The organism is Streptomyces sp. NPDC025793 (genome assembly GCF_055558375.1).
Genome location: NZ_JBVHMR010000096.1, coordinates 1 through 12,743 on the forward strand (window position 1 = coordinate 1; position 12,743 = coordinate 12,743).

The 12,743-nt window shown below is 68.9% G+C and carries 12 protein-coding genes and 4 pseudogenes; 10 read left to right on the forward strand and 6 right to left on the reverse strand.

Annotation, left to right across the window (positions count from 1 at the left end):
* Positions 1–102 precede the first annotated feature (102 nt).
* Positions 103–207, forward strand: a pseudogene (locus tag ACZ4MF_RS47810) (M15 family metallopeptidase); the annotation flags it as partial.
* Between the two features lie 140 nt (positions 208–347).
* Positions 348–887, forward strand: a complete 540-nt coding sequence (locus ACZ4MF_RS47815; RefSeq protein ID WP_467500618.1) for a GNAT family N-acetyltransferase — start codon at positions 348–350, stop codon at positions 885–887.
* Positions 888–960: 73 nt separating this feature from the next.
* On the opposite strand, the gene ACZ4MF_RS47820 is transcribed toward ACZ4MF_RS47815, so the two are convergent.
* Positions 961–1,254 (reverse strand): hypothetical protein, encoded by a 294-nt coding sequence (locus tag ACZ4MF_RS47820; protein WP_467500623.1) that lies wholly within the window; start codon positions 1,252–1,254, stop codon positions 961–963.
* On the opposite strand from ACZ4MF_RS47820, the pseudogene ACZ4MF_RS47825 reads away from it, so the two are divergent.
* A pseudogene (locus tag ACZ4MF_RS47825) lies at positions 1,237–1,563 on the forward strand (transposase); the annotation flags it as partial. The gene ACZ4MF_RS47820 and the pseudogene ACZ4MF_RS47825 overlap by 18 nt on opposite strands.
* 84 nt (positions 1,564–1,647) lie before the next feature.
* Here the strand turns inward: ACZ4MF_RS47825 and ACZ4MF_RS47830 are convergent.
* The 3 genes from ACZ4MF_RS47830 to ACZ4MF_RS47840 all read right to left on the reverse strand — a co-directional run bounded on the left by ACZ4MF_RS47830 (position 1,648) and on the right by ACZ4MF_RS47840 (position 3,671).
* Complete coding sequence (locus tag ACZ4MF_RS47830) at positions 1,648–2,064, reverse strand: hypothetical protein (RefSeq protein ID WP_467500603.1); 417 nt, start codon at positions 2,062–2,064, stop codon at positions 1,648–1,650.
* A 292-nt stretch (positions 2,065–2,356) separates the two neighbouring features.
* Positions 2,357–2,815, reverse strand: coding sequence for a hypothetical protein (locus ACZ4MF_RS47835; RefSeq protein WP_467500605.1), 459 nt, complete (start codon positions 2,813–2,815; stop codon positions 2,357–2,359).
* Between the two features lie 262 nt (positions 2,816–3,077).
* Complete coding sequence (locus ACZ4MF_RS47840; RefSeq protein ID WP_467500607.1) at positions 3,078–3,671, reverse strand: TetR/AcrR family transcriptional regulator; 594 nt, start codon at positions 3,669–3,671, stop codon at positions 3,078–3,080.
* Positions 3,672–3,750: 79 nt separating this feature from the next.
* Here ACZ4MF_RS47840 and ACZ4MF_RS47845 point away from each other — a divergent pair, with 79 nt between their 5' ends.
* The 4 genes from ACZ4MF_RS47845 to ACZ4MF_RS47860 all read left to right on the forward strand — a co-directional run bounded on the left by ACZ4MF_RS47845 (position 3,751) and on the right by ACZ4MF_RS47860 (position 8,430).
* Complete coding sequence (locus tag ACZ4MF_RS47845; RefSeq protein ID WP_467500609.1) at positions 3,751–4,674, forward strand: oxidoreductase; 924 nt, start codon at positions 3,751–3,753, stop codon at positions 4,672–4,674.
* Positions 4,675–4,736: 62 nt separating this feature from the next.
* The gene (gene istA, locus ACZ4MF_RS47850; protein WP_467500620.1) at positions 4,737–5,999 is read left to right on the forward strand and encodes an IS21 family transposase; all 1,263 of its coding nucleotides are present in this window, start codon (positions 4,737–4,739) and stop codon (positions 5,997–5,999) included.
* Positions 5,996–6,790 (forward strand): IS21-like element helper ATPase IstB, encoded by a 795-nt coding sequence (istB, locus tag ACZ4MF_RS47855; protein ID WP_467500611.1) that lies wholly within the window; start codon positions 5,996–5,998, stop codon positions 6,788–6,790. The genes istA and istB overlap by 4 nt, the downstream gene beginning before the upstream one ends.
* Positions 6,791–7,092: 302 nt before the next feature.
* Positions 7,093–8,430, forward strand: a complete 1,338-nt coding sequence (locus ACZ4MF_RS47860; protein WP_467500613.1) for a hypothetical protein — start codon at positions 7,093–7,095, stop codon at positions 8,428–8,430.
* 19 nt (positions 8,431–8,449) lie between these two features.
* Here ACZ4MF_RS47860 and ACZ4MF_RS47865 read toward each other — a convergent pair whose 3' ends face one another.
* Positions 8,450–8,725 carry a hypothetical protein gene (locus tag ACZ4MF_RS47865; RefSeq protein ID WP_467500615.1) on the reverse strand — a complete coding sequence of 92 codons (276 nt, stop codon included), beginning with the start codon at positions 8,723–8,725 and terminating at the stop codon, positions 8,450–8,452.
* Between the two features lie 280 nt (positions 8,726–9,005).
* On the opposite strand from ACZ4MF_RS47865, the pseudogene ACZ4MF_RS47870 reads away from it, so the two are divergent.
* Together ACZ4MF_RS47870 and ACZ4MF_RS47875 are read left to right on the forward strand one after the other, a co-directional pair.
* Positions 9,006–9,509, forward strand: a pseudogene (locus ACZ4MF_RS47870) (hypothetical protein); the annotation flags it as partial.
* 223 nt (positions 9,510–9,732) lie between these two features.
* Complete coding sequence (locus ACZ4MF_RS47875) at positions 9,733–11,037, forward strand: GNAT family N-acetyltransferase (RefSeq protein ID WP_467500621.1); 1,305 nt, start codon at positions 9,733–9,735, stop codon at positions 11,035–11,037.
* Here the strand turns inward: ACZ4MF_RS47875 and ACZ4MF_RS47880 are convergent.
* Positions 10,936–11,360: pseudogene (locus ACZ4MF_RS47880) on the reverse strand (transposase); the annotation flags it as partial. The gene ACZ4MF_RS47875 and the pseudogene ACZ4MF_RS47880 sit on opposite strands and share 102 nt — an antisense overlap.
* 257 nt (positions 11,361–11,617) lie before the next feature.
* On the opposite strand from ACZ4MF_RS47880, the gene ACZ4MF_RS47885 reads away from it, so the two are divergent.
* Entirely contained in the window at positions 11,618–12,625 is a 1,008-nt protein-coding gene (locus tag ACZ4MF_RS47885; RefSeq protein ID WP_467500617.1) for a glycosyltransferase family 2 protein, read from the forward strand.
* Positions 12,626–12,743 lie beyond the last annotated feature (118 nt).

Consider the following 12,743-nt stretch of genomic DNA (forward strand, 5'->3'; position numbering starts at 1 on the left):
CTCGGTCAGCAACGGACCGAGACTCCCGCGACAACTGGGCTCTCATGCCTGACCAGCAGAAACCACACACGAGGTTCGGAAAGAGAACGACCTCTGAGCAAGGAGGGCTTTGTCAACTATCCGAGCGAGTGGTGGCACTGGTCATACGGGGACCGGTACTGGGCGCTCATGACCGGTGCCCCCGCTGCCGTATACGGACCGATCTAACGCTCACTGGGCCACGCCACCACCTGCCTCATGCTCGGCTCGTTGGAGGGGACGTGAGGGAAGAAGGACGGGCTCTGGCAGGTGGATTGCGCGGTCCGCGAGTCTTGATCGCCACCGAGCTTGCTGATTGGGTGGCCGGCATGTCTGTTCTTGGAACCGTCGCCTGGCCACCTGCCCCGATCAAGACTGAGAGGCTCGTTCTCCGGGAGCCCGAGGCCCGGGACCGTGCGGCTTTCATCGAACTGCTCGCCTCGCCAGAGGTGCACACCTACCTCGGCGGTCCCCGCCCGCGTGACGAGCTTGAGCGCGAGACGCCTGAGGTGCCCGAGCGGTGGCCCGGGAGCTTCGTCGTTGAACTCGACGGGGCGATGATCGGCCAGATCCTGCTCAGGAGAGCAACCGGGCACCGTCGCCCGGCTGCCGCGGGGAAGGCCGATCTCGGCTACCTGTTCCTGCCACGGGCGTGGGGTTTCGGGTATGCCGCCGAGGCGTGCGCGGCGGCACTTGGCTGGCTCGCCAGCGCGCTTTCCGGCGAGCCGGTGGTGCTTACCACCCAGACCGCCAACGTCGGCTCGATGCGCCTCGCGGCCAAGCTGGGGTTCACCGAGGTAGAGCGGTTCGAGGCATGGGGCGCCGAGCAGTGGCTTGGCATGTGGTCCCCGGTCACTCTGTCCGACTGAGGTCGTGCCGGGCGGTGCCCGCACTCACCGCGATGTCTCGGCGTCGCTCGAATCCTGACCCTCTGACGGCGTATCAAATCGCTCGCAGGGCCACAGGGCCACGACGCGCTGTCGCCTGCTCCGGGGTGCATGCCAGTCCTGTTCGCCACCAACTGCCGCCCCAGGGCCTGCGGTTGGATCCGGTTGGCGGCTCGGCCTTGTCTGCCGGGGCAAGCACCTCGCCCACCCGCGAGCGAGCGATGGCCCATTCCTTCCAGTCCCGTTCGGCCACGGCCAGTTCAGCCTGGATGCGGTCGGCCTCCTCCCGCAGCTCGTCCACCCGACGGCGCGCGACGAACTCGCGGTGTTGTTGGGCGTCCTGTCCCACTTTCGGGTCGCATTCTACGACTACCTCTGCACCCGGGCGGATGCGCTCTTCGAGCTCACCGATGCAGTGCTGTGCGCGGACGGCCTGGTGACGTCGCTGGTCGAGTTGACGCTCACGGCCGAGCACCGTCGTGGGCACGGGGCGATGTACGACGCGGTCAATCACCGCTGGCTGGAGCCGCGCCGCCTGCGCAGGCTGCTGGCCTCCACGCCGCTGCCGCGTGCCGCCGACGGGCGGATCGTGCTCGCGGTAGATGTCAGCAACTGGCTGCGACCCGGTGCCCCCACCAGCCCGGAGCTGCTGTTCTGTTCCTGAGGCGACCACGGCGGAAGCGCCCCGTATGCGTCGGGCATACGGGGCGCGCGGCCATACTCTAGGCGTCGAAGCCCTGGATCAGCTGATGGTGAGGCAGTTCTCGCCCCCGTTGTAGTACGTCGGCTGGCCGAGGCCCCCTTCGGTGTTGTAGACCCAGACGATCGAGCAGTAGTCGCCCTTGGCCGGGCTCCCGCTTATCTGACAGTCGATGACCTGGTTCGTGCTGGTGAGGCTGAACGTCTTCGAATTGCAGATATGACCGTTCGGGCCCGTGACCTCTTCGTGAACGGGCCCCGACGGGAGACGGGAACTGTCGGTCTGATGTGCCCAGCCGCGGATGATGCCGTTGCCGATGTACATGCAGTTGTAGTAGCCCCAGTCCGCGTTGGTGCCGCAGTTGTCGCCGCCGGTCGCGGCGTGCGCGGCTGTGCCGCCGGCCAGGAGGGTTCCTGCGGAAAGCGCGATGGGGGCAAGGATTTTGACTGCCTTGAACATTCTGCCGCTCGCTTCTTGTGAAAGGTAACGCTGCGAAAGTGCCGGTGGCGATCCTGGCCGCCCCGCGGCAACGGCAGCAACGCCCAACCCGCAACTGACGGAATCCCGGGACGAGCACCCCTCTGACCTGCGACTGAACCGTCCCGGATGACGGTGGACCGGGACACCGACCGGGGGCGGCACCGGCGATGTCGCGCGCGGCGCGGGCTTGCCCAGGGCGACCTTGGGCAAGCCCGCGCCCGCCGGCGGCGTGTCCGGCTCAGCGCCGCAGACGTGAGAGCCAGCCGGCCTTCTACTCGGGCACGGCCTGCTCCTGCTCCTGCTCCCGGCGGATCGCGCCCGGCCAGGTTTCCTCCCAGCCGATCTCGTGCCGCTGGTCGCAGTCCCCGCACAGCGTCGGTCGGGGCTCCTGGCTCGTACTCCAGCCGACGCGCTCGATCGCCTGCCACCGTTCGTCGGTGAAGTCGGCGCCGCGCTGGGTGCAGACGGGGCGCCGGGTGTTCCGCCGGAGGTCGTGCTGCTGCCCCACCTCCACGCGGCCCGGCTCCTGGCGCTCCTGCGTGCGGGCCGCCGGGGCGACGGCGGCCGCGCCAGCCTTCTGCTTGCAGCCGTCGCACAGCTGCGTATGGGAGTCCTTCGTGGCTCCCCAGTCCTTCGGCTGTACCGCCTCCCAGCGGGCGTCGGTGAACTTCGTCCCGCAGCCGGTGCAGACGGGACGGCGGGCCTCACGCTCAGCCGCCTGCTTCGCCACCTGCTCCTGGGCTGCCCGTCGTACCTGTGCCTGGTACTCCGCCTGGCGGACCTTGGACTCTTCTTGCTCGCGGGCGTCGGCAGCATCGCGGCGCGGGTTGCCGATCGCCTCCAGGGGCGAGGGCGGCGCGGAAGGATATGTTCACGCTGGAGTCTCTTTGCCCGGTCCACGTCACCCCGCTCCGGGGCATTGTCGCCAGTCTCTGAAAAATGACCCTCAGCCAGTTCCTGAAAACTGACCCCTCTGATCATCCTGCGCGGCTCTATCGCGGCTCACAGCCGCGCAGGATGGACGCGATCAGGTCTTCCAGGCCGTGCTCGGCCAACTCCGGAGGCAGTACGCCGCTCACCGTCAGGCCGGCGTATCCGTGCAGCGCCGCGAAGACCGGTAGCGCAACACGTTCCAGCTGCCCCTCGCGCACTTCGCCCCGGCGTTGCCCGTCGCCGATCAGCTCCAGGAGTTGCTCGGACCACCGGTGGGCGGTCGCGCCCACCGCCTCCGACGCCTCCGGGCTGTGCTTGACCGAGAACATCAGGTCGAGCAGCGCGTCGTTGGCCACGGCGAAGCCCACGTAGGCGCGGGCCGCAGCATCCAGCCGGTCGGCGAACGCCTCACCAGCGCCTTCCTGTGAGGCTTCGATGGCCTCGGCGAGCCGCTCGAACCCGGTCAGTGCCAGGGCGTCCAGCAGTGCCTGCTTGGACTTGAAGTGCCGACTGGGTGCGGCGGGGCTCACCCCGATCTCGCGGGCCAGCTCCCGCAGGGACAGTGCGCCCGATCCCTTCTCGCGCAACGTCCGCTCGGCCCGTGCGAGTAGCGCGGCGGGGAGGTCTCCGTGGTGGTAGGGGCGGTTCGTCATGCTCCCAGCCTAGCCGGGTGTGAGCGACGCCCACATTGTTAATGTTGCCTACATTGTGATCAGTGCATACATTGGGGTCATGGCAAAGAACACGCACACCCAGCCCTGGAACACCACCGACATCCCCGACCAGACCGGCCGCACCGCCGTCGTGACCGGCGCCAACAGCGGCCTCGGACTCGCCACCGCCACGGCCCTGGCCGCCGCGGGCGCGCACGTTGTCCTCGCCGTACGGGACACCACGCGCGGCGAGGCCGCAGCCCAGGCCGTGAACGGCAGCGTCGAGGTCCGCCGGCTCGACCTGGCCGACCTCTCCTCCGTGCGCGAGTTCGCCGACGGCTGGCACGGCGGCCTGGACCTGCTCGTCAACAACGCCGGAGTCATGAACGTCCCCGAGGGCCGCACCAAGGACGGCTTCGAGACGCAGTTCGGCACCAACTACCTGGGGCACTTCGCCCTGAGCAACCTGTTGCTGCCACACATCACGGACCGCGTGGTGTCCCTGTCGTCCACCGCGCACAAGGCCCCGGGCAGCCCCCGCATCCACTTCGACAACCTCGACCTGACCGGCGAGTACGACCCGATGACCGCCTACAGCCAGTCCAAGCTGGCGATGCTGCTGTTCACCCTGGAGCTCCAGCGACGGCTCGCCGCAGCCGGCTCGCCCGCCCGCGCGCTGGCCGCCCACCCCGGCTGGGCCGCCACCAACCTCCAGGGCAACGACGCCAGCACCCTGCGGCGCCCCCTCTTCCGCCTCGGCAACAAATTCATCGCCCAGGACGGCCAGGCGGGCGCACTCAACCCCCTCTACGCGGCCGTCCAGGACCTGCCCGGCGGGAGCTTCGTCGGCCCCGACGGCATGTTCGAGATGCGCGGCACCCCCGCCCTGGCCGGCCGCTCGGCGGCGGCCAGCGACCCGGCCACCGCCCGCCGCCTGTGGACCGTCTCCGAAGAGCTGACCGGCGTCACCTTCCCGGAGCCGACCGCGGCAGTTCAGTCCTGAGCCTCCGGGAGCTCGGTTGAATTCGCGAGGTGGCTCCCGGATTGCCTGCTCAATACAAGAGGGTGCTGAAGGTGGAGGACTGGGCGGAGATACGTCGGCTGCATCGAGCAGAGGGCGTGCCCATCAAAGAGATCTCACGACGGCTGGGGGTGGCCCGGAACACGGTGCGGGCCGCGTTGAACTCCGACCGGCCGCCGAAGTACGAACGGACCCCGCGAGGACGGGTGGCGGACGCCTTCGAGCCGCAGATCCGCGGCTTGTTGAACGAGTGGCCGAGGATGCCCGCGCCGGTGATCGCCGAGCGGATCAAGTGGCCGTACTCGATGTCGCCGCTGACGAAGAAGCTGGCCGAGATCCGGCCGGAGTACGTCGGCATCGACCCGGTGGACCGGGTGGCCTACGAACCCGGCCAGATCACCCAGTGCGACCTGTGGTTTCCGGAGACGAGGGTCCAGGTCGCTCCCGGCCAGCAGCGGGTCCTGCCGGTCCTGGTCATGACGCTCGGCTTCTCCCGGTTCCTGACCGCGGAGATGATCCCGACGCGGCAGGGCTGCGACATCCTGGCGGGCATGTGGTCGCTGATCAGCGGCATCGGCCGGGTGACGCACACGCTGGTCTGGGACCGCGAGGCGGCCATCGGCGGAAGCGGGAAGGTGACCGCGCCGGCCGCCGCGTTCGCCGGAACACTGGCCACGAAGATCAAGCTCGCGCCGCCACGCGACCCGGAATACAAGGGCATGATCGAGCGGAACAACCAGTTCCTGGAGACCTCGTTCTTGCCGGGACGGCAGTTCGCCTCGCCGGCCGACTTCAACCAGCAGCTCGCGGAGTGGCTGGAGCGGGCCAACGCCCGCTCCGTCCGCTCGATCCAGGGACGCCCGGTCGACCTGCTGGAGACCGACCGCCAGGCGATGATCGCGCTGCCGCCCTTCGCGCCGCCGATCGGGCTGACCCAGCGGGTCCGGCTCGGCCGGGACTACTACGTCCGCGTCGACACCGTCGACTACTCGGTGGACCCGCAGGTCATCGGCCGGTTCGTCGACGTGACCGCGATGCCGGACACGGTCACGGCCGTCTGCGACGGCCAGGTCGTCGCCCACCACCAGCGGTCCTGGGCCAAGCAGGCCGTGGTCACCGATCCCGTCCACGCGGCCACCGCGGCCCGGATGCGCCAGGCCCTGGCCCTGGACCGGCAAAGACGCCAAGCGGCAACCCGCCAGCCCAGCGACGGCCATGCCGTCGCCCTCCGGGCCCTGCCCGACTACGACGCCCTGTTCGGCGTCGACTTCGACCCCGCGAGCACGACGAAAGCGAGCAGTGAGTGACCACCACCGCACCGACGAAGGACGGCCTGCCGTCCATGACCGCCTACCTGACGCGGGTCCTGAAGACCCCGACCATCGGCGCGTTCTGGGAGGAGCTGGCCGCCCAGGCCCGCGACGAGAACTGGTCCCACGAGGAGTACCTGGCCGCGCTGCTGCAGCGGCAGGTCGCCGACCGGGAGTCCAAGGGCACCGTGATGCGGATCCGCACCGCCCACTTCCCGCAGGTCAAGACGTTGGAGGACTTCAACCTTGACCACCTGCCGTCGCTGCGGCGCGACGTCCTCGCCCACCTGGCGACCGGCACGTTCGTCGCGAAGGCGGAAAACGTGATCCTGCTCGGCCCGCCCGGCATCGGCAAGACGCACCTGGCCATCGGGCTGGGCGTCAAGGCCGCGCACGCCGGTTGCTCGGTCCTGTTCGACACCGCCAGCAACTGGATCACCCGCCTCGCCGAGGCCCACCACGCCGGTCGGCTCGAAGCCGAGTTGAAGAAGATCCGCCGCTACAAGTTGATCATTGTCGATGAGGTGGGCTACATCCCGTTCGATCAGGACGCGGCGAACCTATTCTTCCAGCTCATCGCGTCCCGTTACGAGCAGGGCTCTGTCATGGTGACCTCGAACCTGCCCTTCGGGCGCTGGGGAGAGACCTTCTCCGACGACGTCGTGGCCGCCGCGATGATCGACCGCCTGGTCCACCACGCCGAGGTCCTCACCCTCACCGGCGACTCCTACCGCACCCGCCAGCGACGCGAACTCCTCGCCAAGGAGAACCGCGCGGGCCGCGACTGATCAACCCCCTGGGGTCAATTTTCCCGGACTCCCTGGGGGTCAATATTCAGGAACCGTTGACAGGCATGCGCTTCACAGCGGGTTGCACCTCAAGCGGGCGGAGGAATGGGGGCGGCCCCCGCCCAGGGCGCAGGGTACGGGGTGAAGGGGGGCAGCGTGCCATCCTTCTGGGCCGACAACTCCTCGCTGGTGCGCCCAGCACTTCGGCCCCCGGCCGCGTGCTGCGCTTCCGTGTTCGGTAAAACGGAGTGGCGTAGAGCGAACTCATCGTGCATTCTGGCGCGTTGCCCACAGAGGAGGTCGTGGCCGTGCCAGAGATCCGGTCGCTCGAGGAACTGCAGACTCCGGACAGGACAGCGCTCGTCTTCACCCCGTACGGGCTGGGCAAAGCGATGCCTGCCGAGGACTCGGCCCGGTACCTGCAGTTGCTGGTCGCGAACTGCGAGCTTGCTTCGGACGTGGGCGAGGCGACCCGCCGGGAGTTCGATCGGCTTCAGCGGCTCTTCCCCTACGGAGTGCTCGAGTACGACGTCTTCACTGTGATCGACGACCGTGCCCTTCTCGTGATGGAGCAGGCCCTGCGAGAGCGGTTCGTTCAGTGGTGCGCCGGTGCGATCACTTTCGAGGACGCCGCCGGCGGCGAGCCTCCCGTTACTGCGGACGTGCGCTCGTACGACGACGTGTTCGCCGCGGTAAAGAAGCTGGGCAGGAGGAGTCGGCGAAGGCAGCAGCCCCGGCCGCGGTGGCAGTTGAGGGTCGGCAGCACACTGATCGACTTCAACGGAACGCTGGCCGGGCTGCGGGCATGGGCGCGGGCGGCCGGCCTTTTGCGCGGTCAGCGCACGCGCGGCATCGAGCATGCGATGTCGAGGCTGCGCAATGCTGTCGCACATCCGACCGGTTACCACCGCACGACGCCCGTGGACACAGTACGGACGCTGCACGACCTGGCAGAATTCATCAACCAACTGTGGGGACACCCCACTCCAGGCGGGCGTCTCTATCCGGCCCCGGTGGAACGCGATGTCAACGTCATGGCCTGGAACGACGAAGGAAGCCTCCATCTGGCACCGGCTGATGCTCTGCGCGAGGACAGTGGTGCAGAGGGATACGTCTACGTCCTGATCCGCTGTGTTTTCCGCGCGGGGAGCCGTCTCGACGACGCGCACTGGTCGGCGTTCGACACTCGGTTCGAGACCACACAGTTCCCCGCGGACTACCTGTGGGGGCCGGGAAGTCGTAGCGAAGCCCTGGCCTGGCTGGATGAACACCAACCGGAGGGGGACACGGTCGACTACGTCGATCGCGTCTTCATGCTCCGCGAGCACAACGGCCAGCTGTACCCGCCGATGCGTACGGAAGTGGCCGCCGGCCTCACCAAGCAGGAGCAGCGCGGCACCTGGCACACGGTACGGGCCGACTTCCCCGAACACGCCTTCGCCCACGTACGGGGCCTCAACGGCAGTCCGACGGCGCACGCCCGGACTGGGGACTGCGAAGGCTGCCCGGCTCATCATCTCGGCAGCGGCACCCACGAACAGGCCCTGCAGGCCGCCGAAGACGCCATCGGCACCGTCATCCACGAACGGCCACCTGCCGTGCGTACTCCTGACTCGTTCTTCTGGCCCCATCGATTCTGAGAGACGCTGGACGGTCGGCCTACGGGGCACGCAGCCGGGTCGCCGTCACCACGGCGTGCCGGGTCGTCCCGGCGAGGACCTCAACCACCGGTCCGGGAGCGGCGGTGGTGTAGGTCTCCCCCGCCCGGGTGCGTGCGCTTCGCGGTGGACCGCTGGCCGTGAAGTGCACCGCGACCTGGGCGGCGAGTGGAGCCTTCAGGGACTGGGTGAGCGCGATCCGTCCGTCGGGGAGGCGGACCGCGAGTGCCCGCGGCCGCGCGGCCGTCCCGGTGTAGCCGACGACGTCGGCCTCCACGGTTTAGGCATGCCTGATCTTCTTCCTTCTCTGCACCAAGTTCGCTCGGACTCGGCACCCTGGAGCGCGTACACGCCGCCGGCCTTCCCGGCGGGGACCTGATCGTCGTGGACGAGACGCACCGCACGTCGGGCGGATCGGCAAGCCGTGGGCGGTCGTCCACGACAACACCCGGATCCCCGCCCTGCGCCGGCTGTACATGACGGCCACGCCGCGGCTGTGACAGCTGGACGACGACCAGGAGCCAGGCGTGCCGGGCTATTGGTGGCGTCGATGGAGGATGATCCGGAGGGGCCGTTCGGCAGCAGGTGCTACACCCTCACGCTGTCCGAGGCGATCAGCGGGGGGGATCTGTGCGCCGTACCAGGCCGTGTGCGTGGATATCACCGACACCCAGCTTCAGGCCGCGCAGCTCCCGGGCCAGGACAGCCGCTCCAACCGGGTGCGCGGGGCGCGGATCGCGGCTCTGCAGACGGCGCTGGTGAAGGCGTCGGCTGAGGAGGACTTCCGCCGGCCGCTGGTCTTCCACCACCTCGTGAAGGAGGCCGAGTCGTTCGCGGCCGGCCTTCCCGGCGTCGCCGCGCGGCTGCACGCGGACGACCCGGAACTGTACCCGCGCAATATCTGGGCGGACTGGCTGTGCGGTGACCATCCTACGGCTCACCGGCGGCGCGTGCTGGGCGAGTTCGCCGGCGGCGGCGCGGACGCGGCCAGGCGCTTCCTGGGATCAGCGAAGGTCCTGGGCGAAGGCGTCGACACCAAGAACTGCGACGGCGTGTACTTCGCCGACGTCCGCGGCTCCATGCCCGACCTCGTCCGGGCCGTCGGCCGCGCCCTGCGCATCCAGCCCGGGGAAGGCAAGGTCGCGTCCCTGGTCGTGCCGATCCTGCTCGGACCCGGCGAGAGTGCGGACAACATGCTCACGAGCAAGGCCTACGGCGGCCTGGCGAAGCTCCTGGAAGCCCTCAGGGCGCACGACACCCGCATCGTGGAGGACTTACTTGGCCGTGCCGCAGGCGCGCAGCCGTTCCAAGGGCGTCCAGAGCCGCAAGGGAGCCCAAGACGGCGAGGGGGGCGAGAGCGGGGAACGTGTCCTCATTTCGGCGCCAGCGCGGGCGCTGCTGAAGTTCAGCACCCCGCGGGACCGCGCCGCACTGGCCGCCTTCATCAACCTCCGCGTCCTCAACCCCGAAAAGGAACACTGGCGGCGCGGCATCGAGGCCTCCGTCATCTACACCCGCGAACACGGCGACCTGAAGGTCCCGTTCACGTACCGCGTCCCCGACGGCCAAGAGCAGGAGCAGGAAGCTGAGGGCGAGGGCCAGGGCAAGGAGGAGGTACGGGAAGTGTGGCCGGCCTCGCTCGTCGACTTCCCGCTCGGGCAGTGGATCGCCGACGCCCGCCGGCTCCACGCCCGCGACCGCCTCGATGCCGGACGTGTCGAGCAACTGGAGAGGCTGGGCATGGTCTGGTCGCACCGCGACGTCGCCTGGGAAGAAGGACTCACCGCAGCGCGCGAGTGGGCCGCCGAGAACGGGCACCTCCTGGCACCGCAGGACGCCGTGTACTGGGGGCACAACGTCGGCATCTGGCTGAAGAACCAGCGCGCCGACACCCGCACCGGGACCCTGTCGGCCCAGCGGCGCGAGCAAACGCTCCTAAACCGCCTCGACGTCTGGGCCGCCCACGACCTGCCGACCCCTGCCACGCCGGTGACGCTGTATCAGCCTCCTGGCTGCTTCCCCCACGACCAACTCCTCAGCCGCGGCTGGACCGTCGTGGACAGCAGCAGCCGCCTCACCGCCGACCTGGACGCCATCCGCCTCCCCGTGCACCCCGCGCCCGCGGTGCGTGCGGCCCGGAACGAGACCGACCTCCGCTCCGTCCACTCCATGCTGAGCGAGGCCTTCACCGACGACCCGGAGCACCCCCACCCGGACTTCGACGCCTTCCACCACGCCCAGCGCCGACGCGAGGGCTACAACCCCGACTTGTGGCTCCTCGCCGAACTCGACAGCGTCCCCGCCGGCGCCCTCATCGCCCGCGATCCCGTCGACCGCGCCTGGATCGCCTGGTTCGGCGTCCACCCCGCCCACCGCCGCCACGGCCTCGGCGCCCAACTCCTCACCACCGCATTCAGCCTCCTCCGCGCCCGCGGCCACCGCACGGTCGGCGTCGACGTGGACACCCACAACACCGGCGCCGCGGTTGCTGCGGTACTGGATCTGGCGGAGACCGTGCCGAAGTGCGCTCATGAGGTGGTCAGGGTCGGTGAAGTCGGTGTTGACCTGACTGCTGAGGCGCAGCAGTGACCAGATGCCCTCGACGGGGTTGAGGTCCGGTGCATAGGACGGCAGGAAGTAGCAGGTGATCCCGTCGTGGGTGTCGATGAAGTGCCGTAGTCGGCGGTCCTTGTGGACGTTGGGGTTGTCCCATACCAGCACGATGGGGCGCCGAGCTGCTGGTGTGCGGCGATGAGCAGGTCGCGGTAGTCGGTCCAGGTGAAACTGCGTCTGCCGCCGCGCTTGTGATCGAGATGCCGCTTGAGCCGGTAGATCAGCCGTGCGCGTTCACCGTGCTTGTAGCAGGCCAGAGCGCGCGACGTCACCCCGGCACAGCGACGCACCATCCGACCGGAACCGGCCATGGCAGCACGCGCCACTACAGCAGCAGGAGATCGAGCACAAGCTTGGCGATCTTGTAACGATGGGCCGCCACCTGTGACACGCAGGACGTGGGACGCGCTGAACACAGTGACCCCGTCGGGGTCACGCCGCCTGCTCTCCGCGGGGAGGTACGCGGGCGGCATCAAGACAGGGGCGGGCCCGTTTACCCCCCGTGGCGGGTCCGCCCCCTGTTCATCTCGCAGCGTTTCGAGTGGAGTTCACGCCGATGATCAGTGTCATAGTCGCCGCGCACGACCTTCAGGGACAGCTGGGGGTCTGCCTGAATTCGATACTGAACCAGTCCTTCCGGGACGTGGAGGTCGTCGCGGTCCTGGACCAGTCTGCTGAATGCCCTGCGGACTTGGTGGATGACTATGCTCGGCGGGATGGGCGGGTCTCGGTCGTGCGGCTGACGGGCGTCGCCGGCATCGGCCGGATACGCAACGCGGGGGCGGAGCGCGCCGCCGGTGACTACCTGCTGTTCCTGGACAGCGATCACATCATCGGGGGTGAAACGCTTCAGGCGATGGTCGATCGGCTGCAATCGGCAGACGAGCCGGATGTTCTTCTCTTCGGGCACACTCGCCTCCATCGCGGCCGCTCATGGCCCGGTGCCGCCGCCGACCTGCTCGCCCGGCAAGGACATGAGCCCTTCGCCCCGATGGACCAGCCCGAGTTGTTCGGTGCTCCCGCCTACTCATGGGACCGCTTGATCCGCCGCGATCTGTGGATCCGGCAGGAACTCGCGTTCCCCGACGGCCTCCACGAGGAGGTCACATTCGTCCACCGCGCCATGCTCGCCGCCGACCGGGTCGCCGTCCTGAAATGGAACTGCGTCCAGATCCGCCGCCGGCACACTCAACACCCCGCAGGCTCACCGGACGGCACCCACTTCGACGTCTTCGCCCGGTACGAAGAGAGCTTCGACTTGCTCGAGGCGCGCGACGCCCTGGACGTCGTGGCTCCCTTTCTCTTCACTCGTATGATCCGTCACTACCTCTTCCTCCTCAATCTCAAGGGATGTCTCTCCCGTTCCGAGCGCCCGCAGTTCTTCCAACGCGCCAGCGAGCACTACCGGCGGTTCCTCCCCGATGGCTACGAGCACCCCGAAGGTCGGGAGGGTGTCAAGTTCCAACTCGTGGCGAGCGGGAGATACACCGCTCTGGAGGCCGCCAGTCTCCCTCAGCGCGCGCGGAGTTTCGTCTCCCATGGCGCCGCCGTCCGCGGACGGTAGCCCCAGGCTGGGTGACTTCGACTGGGCTTCCGCCTTGGTCGTGGACACCGGTTGTCATGCAGCGATGGCCGGCGTAGTTGATCTCTGTTCGAAGGCGACCGGCGCGAGGTAGCCGATC